The 20,746-nt window shown below is 65.7% G+C and carries 12 protein-coding genes and 2 riboswitches; of the genes, 3 read left to right on the forward strand and 9 right to left on the reverse strand.

Annotated features, from left to right (window positions below; all coding sequences use genetic code 11):
• Window positions 1-67: 67 nt before the first annotated feature.
• A complete protein-coding gene (gene uvrA, locus ACYVNQ_RS11095; RefSeq protein ID WP_460902525.1) occupies window positions 68-5,956 on the reverse strand; it encodes an excinuclease ABC subunit UvrA in 5,889 nt (1,962 codons plus the stop codon).
• Between the two features lie 860 nt (window positions 5,957-6,816).
• Here uvrA and ACYVNQ_RS11100 point away from each other — a divergent pair.
• Window positions 6,817-7,062 (forward strand): hypothetical protein, encoded by a 246-nt coding sequence (locus ACYVNQ_RS11100; RefSeq protein ID WP_460902526.1) that lies wholly within the window; start codon window positions 6,817-6,819, stop codon window positions 7,060-7,062.
• A gap of 25 nt (window positions 7,063-7,087) precedes the next feature.
• Here ACYVNQ_RS11100 and ACYVNQ_RS11105 read toward each other — a convergent pair whose 3' ends face one another.
• The 8 genes from ACYVNQ_RS11105 to ACYVNQ_RS11140 all read right to left on the reverse strand — a co-directional run bounded on the left by ACYVNQ_RS11105 (window position 7,088) and on the right by ACYVNQ_RS11140 (window position 18,626).
• The gene (locus ACYVNQ_RS11105; protein WP_460902697.1) at window positions 7,088-7,999 is read right to left on the reverse strand and encodes an ABC transporter ATP-binding protein; all 912 of its coding nucleotides are present in this window, start codon (window positions 7,997-7,999) and stop codon (window positions 7,088-7,090) included.
• Window positions 8,000-8,043: 44 nt separating this feature from the next.
• Window positions 8,044-9,021: an ABC transporter permease gene (locus ACYVNQ_RS11110; protein ID WP_460902527.1), complete on the reverse strand. Its 978-nt coding sequence runs from the start codon at window positions 9,019-9,021 to the stop codon at window positions 8,044-8,046.
• A gap of 56 nt (window positions 9,022-9,077) precedes the next feature.
• A complete protein-coding gene (atzF, locus tag ACYVNQ_RS11115) occupies window positions 9,078-10,931 on the reverse strand; it encodes an allophanate hydrolase (RefSeq protein ID WP_460902528.1) in 1,854 nt (617 codons plus the stop codon).
• On the reverse strand, window positions 10,928-14,623 hold the full coding sequence (gene uca / locus ACYVNQ_RS11120) for an urea carboxylase (protein ID WP_460902529.1): 3,696 nt from the start codon (window positions 14,621-14,623) through the stop codon (window positions 10,928-10,930). The genes atzF and uca overlap by 4 nt, the downstream gene beginning before the upstream one ends.
• On the reverse strand, window positions 14,620-15,276 hold the full coding sequence (locus tag ACYVNQ_RS11125) for an urea amidolyase associated protein UAAP2 (RefSeq protein WP_460902530.1): 657 nt from the start codon (window positions 15,274-15,276) through the stop codon (window positions 14,620-14,622). Before ACYVNQ_RS11125 ends, uca begins: the two co-directional genes overlap by 4 nt.
• An 11-nt stretch (window positions 15,277-15,287) precedes the next feature.
• The gene (locus tag ACYVNQ_RS11130) at window positions 15,288-16,043 is read right to left on the reverse strand and encodes an urea amidolyase associated protein UAAP1 (RefSeq protein WP_460902531.1); all 756 of its coding nucleotides are present in this window, start codon (window positions 16,041-16,043) and stop codon (window positions 15,288-15,290) included.
• A gap of 56 nt (window positions 16,044-16,099) precedes the next feature.
• Window positions 16,100-16,235, reverse strand: a riboswitch (guanidine-I (ykkC/yxkD leader).
• Between the two features lie 472 nt (window positions 16,236-16,707).
• The gene (locus ACYVNQ_RS11135; protein ID WP_460902532.1) at window positions 16,708-17,757 is read right to left on the reverse strand and encodes an isopenicillin N synthase family dioxygenase; all 1,050 of its coding nucleotides are present in this window, start codon (window positions 17,755-17,757) and stop codon (window positions 16,708-16,710) included.
• Window positions 17,754-18,626 (reverse strand): sugar phosphate isomerase/epimerase family protein, encoded by an 873-nt coding sequence (locus ACYVNQ_RS11140; protein WP_460902533.1) that lies wholly within the window; start codon window positions 18,624-18,626, stop codon window positions 17,754-17,756. Before ACYVNQ_RS11140 ends, ACYVNQ_RS11135 begins: the two co-directional genes overlap by 4 nt.
• A gap of 168 nt (window positions 18,627-18,794) precedes the next feature.
• On the opposite strand from ACYVNQ_RS11140, the gene ACYVNQ_RS11145 reads away from it, so the two are divergent.
• Both ACYVNQ_RS11145 and ACYVNQ_RS11150 read left to right on the forward strand, forming a co-directional pair.
• The gene (locus ACYVNQ_RS11145) at window positions 18,795-19,166 is read left to right on the forward strand and encodes a MarR family transcriptional regulator (RefSeq protein ID WP_460902534.1); all 372 of its coding nucleotides are present in this window, start codon (window positions 18,795-18,797) and stop codon (window positions 19,164-19,166) included.
• A 207-nt stretch (window positions 19,167-19,373) separates the two neighbouring features.
• A riboswitch (guanidine-I (ykkC/yxkD leader) is annotated at window positions 19,374-19,517 on the forward strand.
• Between the two features lie 187 nt (window positions 19,518-19,704).
• Complete coding sequence (locus ACYVNQ_RS11150; RefSeq protein WP_460902535.1) at window positions 19,705-20,733, forward strand: ABC transporter substrate-binding protein; 1,029 nt, start codon at window positions 19,705-19,707, stop codon at window positions 20,731-20,733.
• Window positions 20,734-20,746 lie beyond the last annotated feature (13 nt).

Below are 20,746 nucleotides of genomic sequence, written 5' to 3' on the forward strand. Positions count from 1 at the left end.
GTACGCGCATAAGCACATACGCGCCGCCCAGAACGCTTTCGCCGCAAACCCTCAACTCGTCAAACGATCAAGCCGCTCCCTGCTGCGCTTCGTCGAGTGCCTCGCGCGCCGCGCCGCCACGCGCGAGCACCGGCTCGAGCGCACGCCCGGTATGGCTCGCACGGACCTTCACGAGCCCTTCCGGATCGGTCGCCGCGACGATCATGCCACCGCCCACGCCCCCTTCAGGACCCAGATCGATGATCCAGTCGGCCTCGGCGATCACATCGAGATCGTGCTCGATCACGACCACGCTGTGGCCGCCATCCGTCAGCCGGTGCAGCACACGAATCAGCCTGGCAACGTCCGCCATATGCAGCCCGACGGTCGGTTCGTCGAGCACATACAGCGTATGCGGCGCCTTCTGCCCGCGCCGCGTGATGTCGTCGCGCACCTTGCTGAGCTCCGTGACCAGCTTGATACGCTGCGCCTCGCCGCCCGACAGCGTCGGCGACGGCTGCCCCAGCGTCAGGTAGCCGAGCCCGACGTCCTTCAGCAATTGCAGCGGGTGCCCGATATTCGACATCGCTGCGAAGAATTCCGCTGCTTCGTCGATCTCCATGGTCAGCACGTCGCCGATATTCTTGCCGCGCCAGGTCACCGCAAGCGTCTCCGGGTTGAAGCGCTGCCCATGACACACGTCGCACGGCACCTTCACGTCGGGCAGGAAGCTCATGCCGATGGTGCGCACGCCCTGCCCTTCGCAGGCGGGGCAGCGCCCATCGCCGGTGTTGAACGAGAAGCGCGACGCGGTGTAGCCGCGCGCCCGTGCCTCGAGCGTCTCGGCAAACAGGCGGCGAATCGCGTCCCACACGCCGATATAGGTGGCCGGACAGGAACGCGGCGTCTTGCCGATCGGTGTCTGATCGACCTCGAGTACGCGGTCGATCGCCTCGAAACCGCTGATCGATTCGCAGCCTTGCCAGTGATGCGCAACGTTCAGCGCCGCTCGCGGCGCGCTGCGCGCGAGCACACTGGCACGCCGGTTAACGGCCGGCTCGCCTTGCTGCGCGGCCTTGCGCGCGCGCCGCGTGGCCGGCGACGACAGCACCGAGCGGCCGACTGCGTCGAGCAGGTTCGTCATCAGCACATCGCGCGCGAGCGTCGACTTGCCGGAGCCGCTGACGCCCGTCACCGCCACCAGACGCCCCAACGGAATACCGACGGTGACATCGCGCAGATTGTGCAGCTTGCCGCCGTGCACCGTGAGCCATTGCTCTGGCACCGCGGCCGCGCGCTTGCCCGGCGCGACCACCGGCCGGCGCGGCTGCAGCGGATGCGGAATCGGCTGCGCGAGAAACTGGCCGGTCTGCGAGTCCGGCTGCGCCGCGAGATCCGCCACCGAGCCTTGCGCGACCAGCGTGCCGCCGCGCTTGCCGGCGCCCGGACCGATATCGATGATGTGATCGGCGCGGCGGATCGTATCCTCATCGTGCTCGACCACCACCAGCGTATTGCCCTTGTCGCCGAGCTTGCGCAGCGCGTTCAGCAGAATCTGGTTGTCGCGCGGATGCAGGCCGATAGTCGGCTCGTCGAGCACGTAACACACGCCTTGCAGATTGCTGCCCAACTGTGCGGCGAGACGGATACGCTGCGCTTCGCCGCCGGACAGACTCGGCGCCGCGCGGTCGAGGCTCAGATAACCGAGCCCGACCTCTTCGAGAAACTGCAGGCGGCTCGCAATTTCGCTGACGACATCGCGCGCGATTTCCGCCTCGCGGCCTTTGAGCTTCAGCCCGTCGACCCAGCGGCGCGTATCCGATACGGTCCACTGCGCGACCGCGACGATCGCCGTGTCATCGAACGTGACCGCGCGCGCCGCCGGATTCAGCCGTGTGCCGTGGCAATCCGGGCACGGCTCGGCGCCGACGCCTTCCGGTTCCTGCTCTTCCGAAGGCAAGGTCTGCTCGCGGCCGCGGTTATCGTCGACCAGTACGGTGTCGTCGTATGCGGCGCGCTGTTCGCGCGTGAGCGCGAGCCCGGTGCCGACGCACGTCGTGCACCAGCCGTGCTTGCTGTTGTACGAGAACATGCGCGGGTCGAGCTCGGGGTAGCTGGTGCCGCACACCGGGCACGCGCGCTTGACCGACAGCACCTTGACCGCGCCGACCTGCGCCGTGCCGCCATTGCCCATTGCATGCTGCAGGCCGTCGAGTGGCGCGAGCAGATGCATCACGCCCTTGCCCGCCTCGAGCGTCGCTTCGAGCAGGCGACGCAGTTCGGCTTCGTTATCCGCCGATACGACGAGATCGCCAACCGGCAGTTCGATCGTATGTTCGCGGAAGCGGTCGAGCTTCGGCCACGGGTCGACCGGCACGAATTCGCCGTCGACACGCAGATGCGTATTGCCGCGCGCCTTCGCCCACTTCGCGAGATCGGTATAGACGCCCTTGCGGTTCACCACCAGCGGCGCCAGCATGCCGACGTGCTGGCCCTTGTGATCGCGCAGCAACTGCGCCGCGATCGACTCGATGCTTTGCGACGTGACCGGCGTGCCGTCGTGAATGCAATGCTGCAAACCGAGTTTCACGTACAGCAGGCGCAGGAAGTGCCACACCTCGGAGGTGGTGGCGACCGTGCTCTTGCGGCCGCCGCGCGACAAGCGCTGCTCGATCGCGACCGTCGGCGGAATGCCGTACACCGCATCCACTTCGGGACGCCCCGCCGGCTGCACGATCGAGCGCGCGTAGGCGTTCAGCGATTCGAGGTAGCGGCGCTGGCCTTCGTGAAACAGGATGTCGAACGCAAGCGTCGACTTGCCGGAGCCCGACACGCCGGTAATCACATTGAAGCGGCCATGCGGAATATCGACGTCGAGCGCTTTCAGATTGTGCTCGCGCGCATTGACGATGCGCACCACGTCCTCGCCTTCCACCGCGCGCCGCGCACGCGCCGCGGCCAGCGTCTTTTGCAGCGGCACGCCGGCGCTGGCTGCTTCGGCCGGTTCGATGGCCTTGCCCATCGCGTCGTCGTATTGCACCAGCGCCGCGCCGGTATGCGAGCCGGCACACTGCTTGACGTCGTCGGGCGTGCCCACGCACAGCACCCGCCCGCCGCCGTCGCCACCTTCGGGGCCGAGATCGATCAGCCAGTCGGCGGCGCGGATTACGTCGAGATTGTGTTCGATCACGACCAGCGAATGACCGCCCGCGAGCAGCTTGCCGAACGCCTGCATCAGCTTCGCGATGTCGTCGAAATGCAGGCCCGTGGTCGGCTCGTCGAACATGAAGAGCCGCGCCGTGTCGGCCTGCTTCTTGTTGCGCGCGCCGGCCGTCTGCGCGGTCTCGGCCAGGAAACCTGCCAGCTTGAGCCGCTGCGCCTCGCCGCCCGACAGTGTCGGCACCGGCTGGCCGAGCTTCACATACTCGAGCCCGACATCGACGATCGGCTGCAGCACACGCAGCACTTCGGTATCAGCGGCGAACAGCGTAGTGGCTTCGTTGACCGTCAGCTCGAGCACATCGGCCACCGACAGCAAGCGGCCGCCGCGCTCGATTTTCACTTCAAGAACTTCGGCGCGGTAACGCGTGCCGTCGCAGTCCGGGCAACGCAGATAGACGTCGCTCAGGAATTGCATTTCGACGTGCTCGAAACCCGAGCCGCCGCAGGTCGGGCAGCGCCCGTCGCCGGAATTGAAGCTGAACGTGCCGGCGCTATAGCCGCGCTGCGCCGCGAGCGGCGCTTTCGCGAACAACTTGCGGAGCTCGTCGAACGCGCCGACGTAGCTCGCCGGATTCGAACGCGTGGTCTTGCCGATCGGCGACTGGTCGACGAATACGACGTCGCCGATCTGCTCGGCGCCGGACAGCGCGCGAAACGCGCCCGGCGATTCGGTGGCCTTGCCGAGATGGCGCGCGAGCGCCGGATACAGCACATCCTGCACCAGCGTCGACTTGCCCGAACCAGACACGCCGGTCACGCAGACGAGCCGCTGCAGCGGGATGGCGACGTCGACGTCGCGCAGATTGTGTTCGCGCGCCCCCTCGAGCACGATGCGCGGCGTACCCGCATCGACCGGCCGGCGTGCCCAGTGCGCGGCATCGGCAACGTGCTTGCGGCCGCTCAGGTACTCGCCCGTCAGCGTGCCGGCCGAACGGATTGCCTGCGGCTCGCCATCGAAGATGATCGTGCCGCCGCGCTCGCCGGGGCCCGGGCCCATGTCGATCAGCCGATCCGCGGCGAGCATCACCGAAGGATCATGCTCGACGACCACCAGCGTATTGCCGGCGTCGCGCAGCCGCTGCATCGCCTCGACGATGCGGTTCAGGTCGCGCGGATGCAGCCCGATGCTCGGCTCGTCGAGCACGAACAGCGTCTTGGTCAGCGACGTGCCCAGCGCGGTGGTCAGGTTGATACGCTGCACTTCGCCGCCTGACAGCGTGCGGCTTTGCCGGTCCAGCGTCAGATAACCGAGGCCGACGTCGCACAGGTATTTGAGGCGCGTGCGCACTTCGGCGAGCAGCAGCTTCAGCGCATCGTCGAGCAGCGCGCTTGACAGCGTGATGTCGTCGAAGAAGCGGCGGATGCGTTCGATCGGCAGCAGCATCAGATCGTGCACGGTCAGGCCGGGCAGCGCCTCGAGCTGCGCGCGCGACCAGTCGACGCCGCGCGGCAGGAAGCGCTGCGCCGGCTCCAGCACTGCGTCGGCGTTGGCCTTGGTGCCCAGCCGCCACAGCATCGACTCGACCTTCAGCCGCGCGCCGCCGCACACTTCGCACGGCGTATAGCTGCGGTACTTCGACAGCAACACGCGAATGTGCATCTTGTACGCTTTCGACTCGAGATAGGCGAAGAAGCGCTTGACGCCATACCACTGCCGCTGCCATTCGCCGTCCCAGTCGGGCGAACCGTTGATCACCCAGTCGCGCTCTGCGTCGGTCAGCTCCGACCAGCGCGTGTCGCGGCGGATATCCGCCTTGGCCGCGTAGCGCATCAGATCGTCCTGGCACTCCTTCCACGCGGGTGTCTGCATCGGCTTGATCGCGCCGCCGCGCAGCGTCTTGCGCTCGTCGGGGATCACGAGGCCGAGATCGACACCGATCACGCGGCCGAAACCACGGCAGGTGTCGCACGCACCGTACGCCGAATTGAACGAGAACAGCGCCGGTTGCGGGTCTGCGTAGCGCAGGTCGCTGTCGGGGTTGTGCAAGCCGGTGGAAAACCGCCAGATCTGCGGCGCGCTCGCTGCGCCGTCGGCCTGCTCCGCCTCCTGCCGCACATAGACGTTCACGCGCCCGCCGCCGCGCTTGAGCGACGCTTCGATGGCTTCGACGACGCGCGCCTTGTCGACCTGATGCAGCCGGAAACGATCCGCGACCACGTCGAGCACCTTGCGCGTGCCGGTGGGCGACGCGACTTCGCGCTGCGCCTCGACGCGCGTATAGCCGCTCGCCGACAGCCATTGCTCGACTTCGGCCTCACTGGAGCTTTCCGGCAATTCGACCGGAAAGGTGACGACGATGCGCGGATCCTGCGCGCCGGTGCGCGCGCCCAGTTCCGCGTAGATCGTCTCCGGCGTGTCGTGCCGCACCGGCTGCGCGGTCTTGCGGTCGAACAGTTCGGCCGCGCGCGCATACAGCAGCTTCAGGTGGTCGTTCAGCTCGGTCATCGTGCCGACCGTGGAGCGCGAACTGCGCACCGGATTGGTCTGATCGATCGCGATGGCCGGCGGCACCCCGTCGACGCGGTCGACCTGCGGCCGGTCCATGCGGTCGAGAAACTGGCGTGCATACGCACTGAACGTCTCGACATAGCGACGCTGTCCTTCCGCGTAAAGCGTGTCGAAAACGAGGCTCGATTTGCCCGACCCGGACGGCCCCGTCACGACCGTCATTTCGCCGGTGCGCAGGTCGAGGTCGACGTTTTTCAGGTTGTGCTGGCGAGCACCGCGGATGCGGATCGTTCCATGAGATGACAATTTGCTATCCGTCAAAATGAGCGTTCGATTGAGTGATTCGATGCGGGCGAGCGCCGGCGGCGGCGCAAAGGAATGAATGTACGCCGGAATGCAAACGCCGGTTTGACGCCGACTCGACGCCAGGCGCGGCACCCTTGCCGAGCGGCCAGCCGGCTGTCGAAGCTGAAATCCGACGGATACTATACTGTATGCTTATACAGTTTTCCACCGGAGCGCCCCCGCCCGGGCCGACGGCTTGCCTTCAAACCGTGCGCGCCTGATTGGCCAGCACAGCGTGTTCCATCCGGTCGAGAGTAGGCCCCGTAACGGGCAAGCCATCCGCAAAGCGCCGAAAACCGGACGCTGCCGCCGCAATGCGCTCGGTCATATGAGACGCGACGCCAAAGAAAAAACCCGGCTGAATGCCGGGTTTTGAAGGTCGCCGCCGGCCTGCTGCAAGGCCGGGTGGCAGCCGGTACCGCCGCCATCTTCGCCTTGCGGCAGTCGACAGGGCGTCGACGATGGTCTTCGTTCACCACCCCCCGGTAGTTCACGAAAGCGGTCGTGCGGGCGCGAGGCGGCGTCCGCCCCGCATGCCGCACGGCTCGAACAATGTAAAAGCGAACTCTTAACCGGAACTTAAAGGGCCGAAAAGCGGCGATCGACCCGCATCGCACGGGCAATCTGCCGCCTGTCATAAGAAAGAGGGGGTTGCACGCCGTGCGTACGGGCTCCTGAGCAGCGCGCGGGGCGGGCCGCTACGATGCGGGAGACACACAGGCGCGGCGGCACAGGCGCACGTAACCCGCCACGCACGCGTACCGTCAGAAAAGAAAGCTCGCTGCCGCGTGCTAGCATCGACCGGCGCACCGGAGACCGCGATGCAAAATGCCGCCCTATTTCACGTGCTGCTCGACCATCTCGAGTCGATCGGCACGTCGCCGCAGGATGTCGAGCGCTTTGTCGACCGCTGGCACCGGCTGCGTTCGCACGAAGCCTTTCCGTGCCCGGTCTGTTATCTGACCGGCATCGAACAGCCGCTGCTGCTGCAGCCCGCGCAGGGCGAATTCGCGCCGGCCGAATGCCCGGGCTGCCACGCGCACTTTGAAGTGCCGCTCGAGGATTGACCCGGCGGCCGCAGCGCGCGCGGATTTACTCGACGTTGTCCGAAACGTCGGTCATCCGTATCAGATGCGGCTTCACGCCGTCGTCGTCGTGGTCGTCGTGGGTGGGCGGATGGATCAGCGCCTCGAGCCGCGCCTTGGTCGCGACGAACTCCGGCGACGTCACCTGCGAATAATTGCGTGGCCGCGGCACCGGCACCTCGATCAATTCCTGCACCTCGCCGGGGTTCGCCTTCAGCACCAGAATCCGGTCGGCCAGAAAGATCGCTTCGTCGAGATCGTGCGTAATGAACAGCACCGTTACGTCGACGTTGCGCCAGATATCGAGCAGATGCGTCTGCATCTTTGCGCGGGTCTGGGCATCGAGCGCGCCGAACGGCTCGTCCATCAGCAGAATGCGCGGCCGGTTCGCCAGCGCGCGCGCAATCGCGACCCGCTGCTTCATGCCGCCCGACAGCTGATGCGGATAGTGGTCCGCGAACTTCGTCAGGCCGACCAGATCGAGCCACTGCAGCGCTTCGCGCTCGGCTTGCGTGCGCCCGAGCCCGTTCATCTTGAGCCCGAACATCACGTTCTTCTTGACGGTCAGCCACGGAAACAGCGTATAGCCTTGGAACACCATGCCGCGGTCGGCGCCCGGCCCATCGGCCGGCGTGCCGTCGACCAGCACCGAGCCGCTGGTTTGCCGCTCGAGCCCGGCGAGGATGCGGATCAGCGTCGACTTGCCGCAGCCCGACGGCCCGATCACGCAGACAAATTCGCGGCGATGCGTCTGAAAGCTAACGCGCTCGAGCGCGACGTGCTCGCCTTGCGGGGTTGCAAAGCGCTTGCTGAGCTCGCGCACGTCAAGCATCACTTCGCGTGCCTTGAGCCGCTCGAAGCGCTCGCGCACCGCGTCGGACTGCAGCAGGTACGGTGGAACCGGTTGCGGATTCAACATGTTGAAACCCTGTGAGTTGGCGATCGGACGATCCACGGAAATAGTCATGTCTTGAGCGAGCGGTCCCACGGGAACAGCTTGCGGCCGACCCACGCGAGCACGAGATCGGTACCCAGACCGATGATGCCGATCATCATGATCGCCGCGTAGACGTTGTCGAAATGCTCGTAGCGCGCCTGCTGCGTGATGTACCACGTGATGCCCGAACTGGTGCCGACCAGTTCCGCGACGATCAGGTAAGTCCACGCCCAGCCGAGCAGGATGCGCTGATCGCGGTACAGGTCCGGCAAAATGCCCGGAATCACCACGTGCAACAGCAGCTTCAGTTTCTTCGTTCCGAGCGTCATGGCGGCTTCGAACAGCGCGTAGTCGAGCTTGCGGGTGGTGTTCGCGACGATCAGCACCTGCTGGAACAAGGTGCCGATCACGATGATCGCGATTTTCGGGCCGTCGTAGATGCCGAGGATCGCCACCATCAGCGCGCCGAACGCGGGCGCCGGCAGGTAGCGGAAGAACTCGATGAACGGCTCCTGCAGCCGCGCCAGCGTGCTGTACGTGCCGCAGATAATGCCGAGCGGCACACCGATCAGCGACGAGATCACGAAGCCCCAGAAGATCACCTGGATGCTGTGCCACAGGCTCTGATGCAGCCACGGGCCGTCGCGCGACGCGGGCGGCGTGGTGAACGCGGTGTAGAACGCGCGCAGCACTTCGTGAGGCGCCGGCAGATACACCGGGTTGACTGCCTCGCCAGTGGGCAGCGCCGTGTGCTTTGCCTTGGCCTGCGAGAGCTCGTCGGCAAAAGTCGCCTTGTCGACCCGCATGCCGGGCTGGAAATAGTCGACGCTGCCCGGGTTTTCGACCAGCATCTGCGGGTGCCACACGAACGGCAGATAGCTGACCATGCACCACACGATAACCGGCAGCGCGAACGAGCCGAGCGCGAGTACCCAGCGGCTTCTGCCCGACAGTTCGCGGCGCACGGCAAACCATTCGGTCCGGCTGTTGGCCGAGGGGGTCATCGGATTCTCCTGGGGTGGGTCGATTGCGTACGCAACATGAAGTCCACTCGCTACGCTCAACGCGCGTCGAGGCTGGCTCGATACGCGCGCCAGCCGCCGAACGACGTGATGTCGGTGGCACCGGCGAGCGCGATGCTTTCGCACAGGAAACCCTGCACGCGAGAGCCGTCGGCCAGCTGCAAGGTGCCGATACCGAGCGGCGCCGGAATCTCCGCGACGAAACTGCCGTATGCGGCGAGCGGCAGCTCCCACACTTCCAGCTCGACCGGCGCGCCGTCCGCCGGCACGCGCACCAGGCCCGGCTTGGCGACGCCGCCGCCCGCTACGGCCAGCGCGTAGAGCCGGTAGTCGGACGACGTGGTGGTCGCCTCGATAAAGCGTGCGCCGCGCAGCGTCAGCTGAAAGTTGAGCGGTTCGCCGCGCAGATGCGCGCCGACCACCGCCACCCGCACCGAAGCATCGGCATCTTGTCCAGCGCTCGTTGGGTCCACACTGCCCGCCGTCGGCGTGCCGCGCGCTTCGCCGCTTTCGCCGAGCCACGCATACGCCAGCTGCAGCAACGCTGCATCGTCGTGTGCGCGGCCGACGAAGGTCACGCCGAACGGCAGGCCGCTGTGCTTGCCGACCGTGCACTGCCCCGCCGGCACCGCAAGCGCGGACAGGTCGAGCAGATTGACGAAATTCGTGTAGTAGCCAAAGCGCGAATTGACGCGGATCGGATCCGCTTCGAGTTCGTCGACGGTCGCGGTGGTGGCCGAGGTCGGCATCACGATCGCATCGATGCCGTTCCATACGGTCTGTGCTTCGAGGCGCAGCGCGGCTAGCTGATCCTGCGCGGCGAACAGGTCGGCCGCGCTCCATTTGGCCGCGCCACCGATGATCTCGCGGATCACCGGATGCAGCGCGTCGGGCTGCTGCTCGAAGAACGAGCGGATCGCCGCCAGCCGCTCGGCGACGAACGGCCCTTCGTACAACAGCCGCGCGGCAGCCAGAAACGGCCCGAAGTTGACTTCGATTAGTTGCGCGCCTGCGTCACGCAAACGCGCAAGCGCCACGTCGAATGCCTGCGCATAGCTTTCGTCGCCGAAGAATTCGAGCTGCGCCGCGCGCGGCACGCCGAAGCGCACGCCGCGCAGCGAGCTGAACGCTTGCACCGGCGCCGGCGGCGTAAAGGCGCGCGAGTACGGATCGCTGTCCACCACTGCGCACGCGACATCGAACACGCGCTGCGCATCGTGCGCGGTGTGCGCGAAGATCGACACGCAATCGAGCGACTTGCACGCCGGCACCACGCCCTGCGTGCTCAGCACACCCTTGGTCGGCTTCAAACCGACCAGACCGTGGAACGCCGCCGGCACGCGCCCCGAGCCGGCGGTATCGGTGCCGAGCGAAAACGCCGCGATGCCGAGCGCCACCGACACCGCCGAACCCGAGCTCGAGCCGCCCGACGCATAACGCGGATCCAGCGCATTGCGGCCCGCGCCGTACGGCGAACGCTGACCGGACAAGCCGGTCGCGAACTGGTCGAGATTGGTCTTGCCGATCGGAATCGCGCCCGCCGCGATCAGCCGTTCGACGACCGCCGCGCTTTTCTGCGGCGTGTACGCGTACGCGGGACATCCGGCGGTAGTCGGAATACCGGCCAGATCGATGTTGTCCTTGATCGCGAACGGCACGCCATACAGCGGCAAGCTGTGCGGATCCTTGTCGGCCAGCGCGCTGGCGTAGACCATCATCTCGTCGCGCGTAAGCGGCCTGATCCACACGTGATGCGGATCGTCGCCCGCGGTGCGCGCGGCGATCTGCTCGACCAGTTGGGCCGGCGTCAGACTGCCGACGCGGTAGCGCGCTGCCAGCGCCGCGATGGTGGTCTGCGCCGCTGCGGGGTTGTCCAGGTTGTGTTGCGTCATTTGCACGTCACCTCTTCAAGTGCCTTGGCTGCGACGGCGCTCTTCACCGTCATCAGCCGCTGTCCTGCGATCACCGCTGCGCCTTCCGCGCAATCGACCGTTTCGACCACGCCGTCTTCCAGCGCGGTGATCGACACTTCCATTTTCATCGATTCGACGATCGCGACCGCCTGTCCTTCGGCGACGCTTTCGCCCTGCTTGACGAGCAGCTTCCATACGCTGCCCGACACGTCCGCGACGATCGCACGTACGCCTTGCGCAAGCGCTTCGACCGAAGCACCGCCGGCGCCGTTTGCCGCATTCGCATCGGCGCCGGGCTCGCCGACATATGCGGCGATGCCAGCCGCGCTCCAGCGTTCACGCTCGGCTTCGAAGGCAGCCTGTTGCGAGCTCTTGAACGCCGTGATCGACGGCGCTTCGTCGCGCAGGAAGCGGTTGTAGGCGCCGAGATCGAACTCCGACTCTTCGATCTTCAGGCTGGCGCGGCCGGCGACGAAGTCCGCGCGCAGATCGAGCAGTTCGGCTTCACTGACTTCGTAAAAGCGGATCTCGTCGAAAAAGCGCAGCAGCCACGGTTTGCCCGCTTCGAATTCACGCGTGGTGCGATAGCGGTTCCACATCTGCACGGTGCGGCCGACGAACTGATACCCGCCCGGCCCTTCCATGCCGTACACGCAAAGATACGCACCACCGATGCCGACTGCGTTCTCCGGCGTCCAGGTGCGCGCCGGGTTGTACTTGGTGGTCACCAGCCGGTGGCGCGGATCGAGCGGCGTCGCGACCGGCGCGCCGAGATAGACGTCGCCGAGCCCCATTACCAGATAGCGCGCGTCGAACACGATCCGCTTCACATCGTCGATGCTGTTCAATCCGTTGATACGGCGAATGAACTCGATATTGCTCGGACACCACGGCGCATCGGGCCGCACCGATTGCATATAGCGCTCGATGGCGATGCGCGTCGACGGGTCGTCCCACGACAGCGGCAGATGCACGATGCGGTTCGGCACGCGCATGTTGTCGATCGCCGGCAGCTCGGTTTCGGCGCGCTGCAGATGCGCGAGCAGCACATCGCGCGACAGCACGCGGCGATCGAAATGCACCTGCAGCGAACGGATGCCCGGCGTCAGATCGATGATGCCCGGCAAGCGATGCGCATCGACCCAGTTCATCAGCGCGTGCACGCGGAAGCGCAGATTCAGGTCGAGCACCAGCGGACCGTATTCGATCAGCAGGTTTTGATCGCCCGATTGACGGTAGACCACGCCAATGCCGTCGCCGGCGGCCGGATTGCGATCGAGGACGCAGGCGTCGCTGCCGGTTGCGGCGGCGATGACGGAATCGGTGCGCCGGGTTGCGGGCACATCGACGGGGCTGCCGGTTGCGGCGGCAAGCACCGCGGGCGCCGGCACATCGCCACTGGACGACTTAGCAGCCGCAGCCGCATGCACCGGCGCAAAGCGCACCGTATCGCCGGGCCGCAGCTGACCCAGTTTCCACAGCTCATCGGCCACCACCGTCACCGGGCACACGAAGCCGCCGAGGCTCGGGCCGTCCGGGCCGAGAATCACCGGCATATCGCCAGTGAAATCGACTGCGCCGACCGCATACGCATTGTCGTGAATATTCGACGGATGCAGACCGGCTTCACCGCCGTCGGCGCGGGCCCACTTCGGCACCGGGCCGATCAGGCGCACGCCTGTGCGACTCGAGTTGTAGTGCACGGTCCAGCTCGTGCCGTACAACATCTCGATGTCTTCCGGCGTAAAGAAGTCCGGCGCGCCGTGCGGGCCGTTCAGCACGTGCAGTGTCCACGCATGGGTCAGCTGCGGAATCTGCGCGGCAGCCAATTCGGCGCCTGCGTCGCCTTCATCCGCGCCGGCCGACAGATGCAGCACATCCCCTTTGCGCAGCGCACGTCCCGCATGTCCACCGAACAGGCCCAACGTAAAGGTCGCCTTGCTGCCGAGATAATCCGGCACCTGCAGGCCGCCCTTCACCGCCAGGCACGCGCGCACGCCTGCCCCGGTCACGCCGCCAAGCTTCAGCACGGCACCGGGCAGCGCGCGCAGCACGCGCCAGAACGGCACCGGCTTGCCGTCGAGCGTCGCCGCCAACGCCGCGCCGCCGAGCACGAACTGCGTCGCGGTGTTAAAGCGCAGCGTCGCGCCGACCATCGTGAATTCGAGCCCGGCCGCATCGGCTGGATTGTCGAGCAGCTGGTTCGCGAGCGCGAACGACAGGTCGTCCATCGGGCCCGACGGCGGGACGCCGATGTCCCAGTAGCCCAGCCGGCCCGGCAACTGCTGTACGGTGGTCTGCACGCCGCCGTCGAGCACATCGATGGTGTGCGGCGCGAACACGAAACGCGACAGGAAGGCGGTGGTCTGCACGCCGCGCGCACAGGTATCGGAGCCGGTCACCGCGCGCAGATAGTCGAGATTGGTTTCGATACCGTACAGCTGGGTGCGCTCGAGTGCGTCGCAGAGCGTCGCGAGCGCCTCGGCGCGCGTCGCCCCCTTGACGATCAGCTTCGCGAGCAGCGGATCGTAGAATGCGCTGACTTCGGTGCCGGCGTCGACCCATGTGTCGACCCGCACGCCATCCGCAAACGCGACATGCGTCAGCGTGCCGGCGCTCGGCTGGAACTGCTTGTGCGGATCTTCCGCATAGAGTCGCACCTGGATACTCGCGCCGCGCGCCACCGGTGCCAGCGTAGCAAGCGGCGCCAGCGTCCCTTCGGCCTGGCGGATCATCCACTCGACCAGATCGAGGCCCGTCACCTCTTCCGTCACGCAATGCTCGACCTGCAGCCGCGTGTTGACTTCGAGAAAATAGAAGCGGCGCGTCGTCGCGTCGAACACGAACTCGACGGTCCCCGCCGATTCATATTTGACGGCCTGCGCGAGGCGCACCGCGCTTGCATGCAGCGTGGTGCGTTCTTCATCGGTGAGTCCCGGCGCCGGGGTTTCCTCGATCACTTTCTGGTTGCGCCGCTGCACCGAGCAATCGCGCTCGCCCAACGCGAGCACGTTGCCCGCGCCGTCGCCGAAGATCTGCACTTCGATGTGGCGCGCGGCTTCGACGAACTTCTCGACGTACACACCCGCATTCGCGAAGTTCGCTTCGCCGAGGCGGGCGACCGACGCAAACGCCGCTTCGAGCTGCGCGGCATCGCGGCACAGCGACATGCCGATGCCGCCACCGCCCGCGGTGCTTTTCAGCATCACCGGATAGCCGATCGTCGCGGCCTCGGAAAGTGCGGTGCCAACGTCGGGCAACAGACCGGTGCCCGGCAGCAACGCGACGTGGTTCTGCTGCGCCAGTTCGCGCGCCGTATGTTTCAGACCGAACGCGCGCATCTGCGCCGGCTGCGGCCCGATAAAGCGGATGCCGGCATCCGCGCATGCCTGCGCAAAGCCCGCGTTCTCCGACAGGAAGCCATAGCCGGGATGCACCGCCTGCGCACCGGTCGCACGCGCTGCCGCCAGAATCGCGTCGACGTTCAGATAACTTGCCGCGGCGGCGGCCGGCCCGATGCACACCGCTTCGTCGGCGAGCATCACATGCATCGCGTGACGGTCGGCCTCCGAATAGACCGCCACCGATGCGATGCCGAGCCGCTTCAGCGTGCGGATCACGCGGCAGGCAATCTCGCCGCGGTTCGCGACCAGCACCTTGGTGAAGCTCATTGCGCCTCCCACACCGTGAGGCGCACCGGCGTCGGGTTATAGCCGTTGCACGGGTTGTTCAGTTGCGGGCAGTTCGAGATCAGCACGGTGACGTCCATTTCCGCGCGCATCTCGACGTATTTGCCGGGCGCCGAAATACCGTCCGCGAAGGTCAGCTTGCCAAGCGGCGTGACCGGCACGTTCATGAAAAAATTGATGTTGCTGACGATGTCGCGCTTGGTCAGATGCCCGCCGGTGCCGCACATGCAATGCGTGATCGCGTGCATGAAGTTGTCGCGGCAGCTGTGCATATGAAGCTTGTCGTGCGCATAGCGCACCGTGTTGCTTTCAGCCGCGCACGCGCCGCCGAGCGTGTCGTGACGCCCGCAGGTGTCGGCGACGATCGTCAGCAGCGGGTTGCCGAGGTTCGACATCAGCACGCTGCCGCCGCTCAGATACAGGTTCATCTGCGCGCGGATCGTGTCCTGCGCGCTGTAGCGCTCTTGCGGATCGGCGCTGTTGTAGAACAGCGTGTCGACCGCCTGATTGCCCTCCAGATCGAGGATGCGGAAAATCTGGCCACGCTTCACTTCGTACATCCACGGTTCGCCCGCGCGCAGCGTGTAGTCGTAGGCGGCGTCGCGCGCGTCCAGTTTGCTTTCGATAATGGTCATGGCGGCGCTCCTCAGATAAACAGGCGATCGGTGTTGGTGAAGCCGCGGCCGTTTTCTGGGCACTTCGCGCGGCACAGGTCGTCGGACGGCACCGAGGCGTCCGTCGCATACGCGCGATACGCGATCAGCTTGACGGGCTTGGGCTGGTATTCGGGGTTGGGATCGAGCGGATGCGGCGCGCAGGAAAACGCCGTTAGCGTATTCATCTCGAAGCGCAGATCGACCGACGCACCGGCCGGCGAATGTCCGTCGACGAAACTGAGCGCGCCGTTATCGTCCGGCACCAGCTTGCTGAAGAAATTGACGTTGGCAACCAGATCGCGCGTGCCGAGCCCGTATTTCGCGAGCTCGATCAACAGGCTGTCGCGCCCGTTGCGGATCATCGTGTTGCGCAGTTCCTGATAGCGCGCGTTGCCATACTTGCGTGCGAACAACGCGGCGTCGCCAACGCCACCGAACGCATCGTGCCAGCCGAGCGTATCGGACGTGATCGACGTCATCACGCGGCCCATGTCGGAATACAGCACGAAGCCTTGCGTCAGATGCGCGGTGTGCTGCGCCTTCAGCGTGTCGGCCATGTTGTAGCGTTCGAGCGGATCTTCCTGGCGATAGAACACCGCCGACAGGTTCGCGCCGCCTTCAATATCGACGACGCGCAATGCGATGCCGCGGCGCAGGATGCCGGACCAATGCGTGCCGGCAGGGATCACCGCTTCCCATAGCACGTGCGGGATCGGGGCAAGATCGATGGGGGAATTCGACGCCATGAAGGCTCCTCGTAACGGTTGGGATAAGCGTGAGAGGGCGACAAACCGACATCGCGACCTCCCGGGCTTTTGTCCCTCCGTGGAGCCTCGCCGGCGCCTTGTTGCAAGGTGGGCGGCAAGACCGGATTGCTCTCGGACCAGACATCGCGCCAAGCAGCTTGCGGCGCAACCGGAACCCTAGCGATCCTGAAGATGATGCAAATTGCTTCGCACCTCTCGGATGCCTATTAAGCGAGTACTGTGCCAGCGTGCGTAGAACGTCGCGCATTGCTGCAAAGAGCGTGCGGAAACAAGGCGCAACGCGCGATTCGGCGCATGCCTGTGCAATGGGCATGACGATGCGGCGCGCGCCCTGTCTCAGGGCAGCGCGCACCAATTGAATGCGGCAAGGCGCCATGTTCGGGCGTCACGTGCTCGCTTGCATGCATGTGCATGCGGCTTGCGTTGCGTTGGCACGCGCTTGCGCGCGGTTTCAACATCGACTGCGTGCAATGGCATAACCGTTGCTCAACATGGGGACCCTAACCTTCCGTACACCGCCATGTCTGTTCTTGTCGCGCTTCGGCGCACGCTGTACGAATTGCTTTCGGTGCGTTTCATCGAGCTTCAGAAGAGCGCGCGTACGAGCCGCGTCGAACAACGCATCGTTCGCTAGCGGCGCAGATCAGTCTCCGCTTGACGCATACTTCGCCTGCTGGCCGAAGCTCGCAAGCTGCTTCGCGCCATCCGGCAGCAGGCGTTCGCCGCGCGCGACGCGCGCTTTCAGATAGCTGAAGCTCTGCGCGGTCTGCGCATACAGATGGTCGCCGGCCGCGAGCGGCGCGTACTTTTCGAGCGCCGCGGGCGTCGCGAACTGCGGCAGCGGTGCCACCACCGTGTGATAGTCGCAGGCGAAAAACAGCGGAAACGAATAGCGCTCCTCGGCCACCTTGCGCACGCGATGCGACGTCGCGACATAGGTGCCGCCGGTCCACACTTCAAGCATGTCGCCGATGTTGACGATGAACGCATCGTCCTGCGGCGGCGCATCGATCCATTCGCCGGCGCCGTTCATCACCTCGAGGCCCGGCGCGGTGGGCAACAGGATCGTGAAGCATTCGTAGTCGGTGTGCGCGCCGATGCCGGCGGCGTCCGTCGCAGTTGCATCGAACGGGTAATGCACGAGGCGCAACTGGCTCGGCGGCTTGCGCAGCCAGGCGTCGAAGTAGGTGTCGGGCAAATCGAGCGCCAGCGCGAAGCCACCAAACAACACTTTGCCGAGCGCAAACGCGGCATCGTAGTAGGCGCTGATAGCCTCACGAAAGCCCGGCTGATCGGGCCATACGTTCGGCCCGAGCATCGGCGTGCCGGCCATCACGTCGGGATCGTCGAGCGGCAGGTCGCGGCCGGTATCGAAGGCCTCCTTGCGGTCGCGCTTGCCGGCCGCGAACACTTCTTCTCCCTCCGGCACGTAGCCGCGATGCGCACGCGACTCGCCGATGTAGTAACGCATCTTCCATTCATGCGGCGCCGCGAAAAAGCGCTGCGCGTGCTCCACCAGCGCCGCACGCAATTCGCGCGCGACGCGATGGCCGGTTATATAGAAGAAGCCCGCGTCGCGGGCCGCGCGATCGAGTGCGCGTGCCGTCGCCTGCTTGCTTTGCGGGTCTTCGTCATACAGGCCGTTGATGTCGACCACCGGCAAGCGGTCGAATACCTGATGTGTCGAGTTCATCGCGGTGTGCCTCCGTCCAGCGCCGCCATACGTTGGGCGAACGCCGCAAAATGGCGGCGCTCTTCGCGGCCGATCCACTGGTTGATTTCCCACAGATCGGCGACCGGTGCGTCGGTGAACGGCAGCGTGTGCAGATAGCCGTCCGGGCCAAACTCCGGTGTCATCGTGGTGACGGCGTAACCGTTGGCCAGTTGCGCCTGCCACAGCACTTCCCAGATGCGCTGATGCGACGCGACACACTCCGCATACTCCGGCGCTGCCGGATGCGGTACCTGCGGCCCCTGCGGATAGCCAATCCGGCCATGCACGTGGTGCGCATGCGGCGCGAGTTCGTGGATCGTGTCCCACTCGCTGTCGAGCAGCCGCTCGCAGACCACCGCCCAGTGGCTGAAGTCGCACGTGAGCTTCAGTTGCGGCACCGCGCGCACCACGTCGCGGGTGATCCACGGGTTGAAGAACGAACGCCCGCGATGCGTCTCGAAGCTGCACAGCACGTCGTGCCGGTTCGCCACATCGAGCGCACGTGCGAAAAAATCCACCTGGACCTCGGCCGGCCATGCATCGCAACCCGCCATCACATTGAAGAAGCGTGGCCGCAGCGGTTTGGCCCATGCGATCTTCGCGTCGAGGTCGCGCAGATGATCGTCGGGTGTCGCGCGGCGGTCCGGCACATAGCTGCCGGCGGTGGTGATCTCCGCGATGAATTCGAGCTGCAGGTCGGCAAGCGCTTGCGCGAATTGCTCGCGCGCCGCCGCATCGGCGGGCACCGGCGCCTCGATGCCGTCGAAGCCCGCCGCTCGCACCAACGGTGCGGCTTCCCGCGGGCCGCCGGCAAAACCCCAGAACGTCTTGAACAGTTCAAAGCGCATTGCGTCGTCTCATTTAGATGCAAAATTGCATGCAATTCTACATGCGAAACGCTACGCGTCAAAAAAGTCTGTGCGATGACAGGAACTGCGCGGAAAATAGCCGCGGCACGCCCATTTGCGGGCTCACGCGCACATAAACTGTGCACCCCTCCTCGTGCTGGTGAATCGATGAAGAAAATTGCCCGGACCAAAGCGCAAGCGGTTGCGCGCGCGATTCTCGACATGGACCATCAATGGTCCGCGCAATTCGGCGAGCTTGGGCTCAACGATCTGAATTACAGTGACCTGTTCTGCCAGATGTGGGCCAATCGCGGCGACCAGTTCGCAAAGACTGCGCTTTACGATTTCATGCCGGGCGTAAGCCGGCGTACCGCTGTTCGCTACGTGCAGCAACTGATCGATGCGGGTTGGCTGATCGAAACCAGCGCGGCGCACGACCGCCGCATCAAGCATGTGCAACTCGCGCTCGCAATCGAGGAACGGCTCGAGCAGTTCCTTGCATTCGTCCATCAACGCTTCGCGGCGCTCGAGCAACTGTAAAGCGCGGCACCTCGTGTGCCGCGCGCGTGGCGCGTCTGGCACGTGTGGCCGGCAGCGAACGCGGCATGCTCACGCCGCTGCGATGGTTGACAGTATCGTCGAGCATGCCGCGCATCGATACCGCTTGTCGACGCCGCCAGTCGCGCTTGCTATCCAATTGGCACGCTTCTGGCTTCACCGTATCCCGAGAGGTGCGGCGGAGTCGCATCTTAGGGATGCTAGGGTTCCGGTTCACACGAACGTCTGGTCCGAGAGCAGCCCGGTGCGCCAGCGGTGCGCTTCACAGCAATGGCAGTCGCTGCGAAGCCGCCACACGGCGTCACTACACGGCGGGACAAAAGCCCGGGAGATCCGCGATAGCGACCGCTGTCGTGCCTCTCCATGGCCGGCTTGCGCCACGCACTCACTGTGCGGCGGCGCCCGCACACCACACGCAGGAACCGGCCATGTCGCCGGCACGCGCGCGAGCGCGGGCCGCCTGATAGGTGTCACCACAACTTTCGACGACGACACTTCACCCGGTCTCCTGGAGCACACGATGAAAGCATTCGCATATGCACGCGCCCAACTTCTTGCCTCGCGCACGCTGCGCCGCGGTCTTGCCGGCGCCGCCACCGCCCTCGCCGTCGGTTTCGCGACCACGGCCCCGGCGCAAGCCGCCGAGCCGCTGAAGATCGGCTATAGCGACTGGCCCGGCTGGGTGCTGTTCCAGGTCGCGATCGACAAGGGCTGGTTCAAGGACGAAAACGTCGCGGTCGATTTCGAGTGGTTCGATTACTCCGCGTCGCTCGATGCGTTCTCGGCCGGCAAGCTCGACGGCGTCGGCGCGACCAATGGCGACGCGCTCGTCACCGGCGCAAGCGGCGCGAAGAACGTGATGATCCTGCTGACCGACTATTCGAGCGGCAACGATATGATCATCGCCAAGCCGTCGGCGAAAACCGTCGAGGCGTTAAAGGGCAAGAAAGTCGGCGTCGAAGTCGGCCTCGTCGATCATCTGCTGCTCGATACTGCGCTGGCCAAACACGGCATGAAGGAAAGCGATCTGACGCTGGTCAACGCGAAAACCAATGAGCTGCCGCAGGTGCTCGGGTCGTCGCAGGATATCGCGGCGGTCGCCGCATGGCAGCCGACCGCCGGCGAGGCTTTGAAGCGCGTGCCCGGTGCGCGGCCGATCTTCACCTCCGCCGACGCGCCCGGCCTCATCTACGACGCGATCACGGTGAACCCGGCGAGCCTCGCATCGCGCAAGGCGGATTGGGCCAAGGTGATCAAGGTCTGGTATCGCTGCGTCGCGTACGTCAACGATCCGAAGACCCAGGGCGACGCCGTGAAGATCATGTCGGCTCGCGTGGGCCTGACGCCGGAACAGTATCTGCCGCTGCTCAAGGGCACGCATCTGCTCGACGCGGCGGCAGCGAAGAACGCGTTCAGGAAGGGTGACGGGCTCGATTCGATCTACGGCTCGAGCGCCAATGCGGACAAGTTCAATGTGCGCAATGCGGTGTACAAGCAGGCGCAGGACGTCAGCCTGTATATCGATCCGTCGCTGACGAACTCGCACTGACAGCGCCATGCCG

It is taken from the genome of Paraburkholderia jirisanensis (assembly GCF_054782355.1).

Excerpts from the sequence above, each read along its gene's own strand:
- ACYVNQ_RS11100 (WP_460902526.1), top strand. The coding sequence starts at position 6,817 with ATGCAAAATGCCGCCCTATTTCACGTGCTGCTCGACCATCTCGAGTCG.
- ACYVNQ_RS11105 (WP_460902697.1), bottom strand. The coding sequence starts at position 7,999 with ATGTTGAATCCGCAACCGGTTCCACCGTACCTGCTGCAGTCCGACGCG.
- ACYVNQ_RS11110 (WP_460902527.1), bottom strand. The coding sequence starts at position 9,021 with ATGACCCCCTCGGCCAACAGCCGGACCGAATGGTTTGCCGTGCGCCGC.
- atzF (WP_460902528.1), bottom strand. The coding sequence starts at position 10,931 with ATGACGCAACACAACCTGGACAACCCCGCAGCGGCGCAGACCACCATC.
- uca (WP_460902529.1), bottom strand. The coding sequence starts at position 14,623 with ATGAGCTTCACCAAGGTGCTGGTCGCGAACCGCGGCGAGATTGCCTGC.
- ACYVNQ_RS11125 (WP_460902530.1), bottom strand. The coding sequence starts at position 15,276 with ATGACCATTATCGAAAGCAAACTGGACGCGCGCGACGCCGCCTACGAC.
- ACYVNQ_RS11130 (WP_460902531.1), bottom strand. The coding sequence starts at position 16,043 with ATGGCGTCGAATTCCCCCATCGATCTTGCCCCGATCCCGCACGTGCTA.
- ACYVNQ_RS11135 (WP_460902532.1), bottom strand. The coding sequence starts at position 17,757 with ATGAACTCGACACATCAGGTATTCGACCGCTTGCCGGTGGTCGACATC.
- ACYVNQ_RS11140 (WP_460902533.1), bottom strand. The coding sequence starts at position 18,626 with ATGCGCTTTGAACTGTTCAAGACGTTCTGGGGTTTTGCCGGCGGCCCG.
- ACYVNQ_RS11145 (WP_460902534.1), top strand. The coding sequence starts at position 18,795 with ATGAAGAAAATTGCCCGGACCAAAGCGCAAGCGGTTGCGCGCGCGATT.
- ACYVNQ_RS11150 (WP_460902535.1), top strand. The coding sequence starts at position 19,705 with ATGAAAGCATTCGCATATGCACGCGCCCAACTTCTTGCCTCGCGCACG.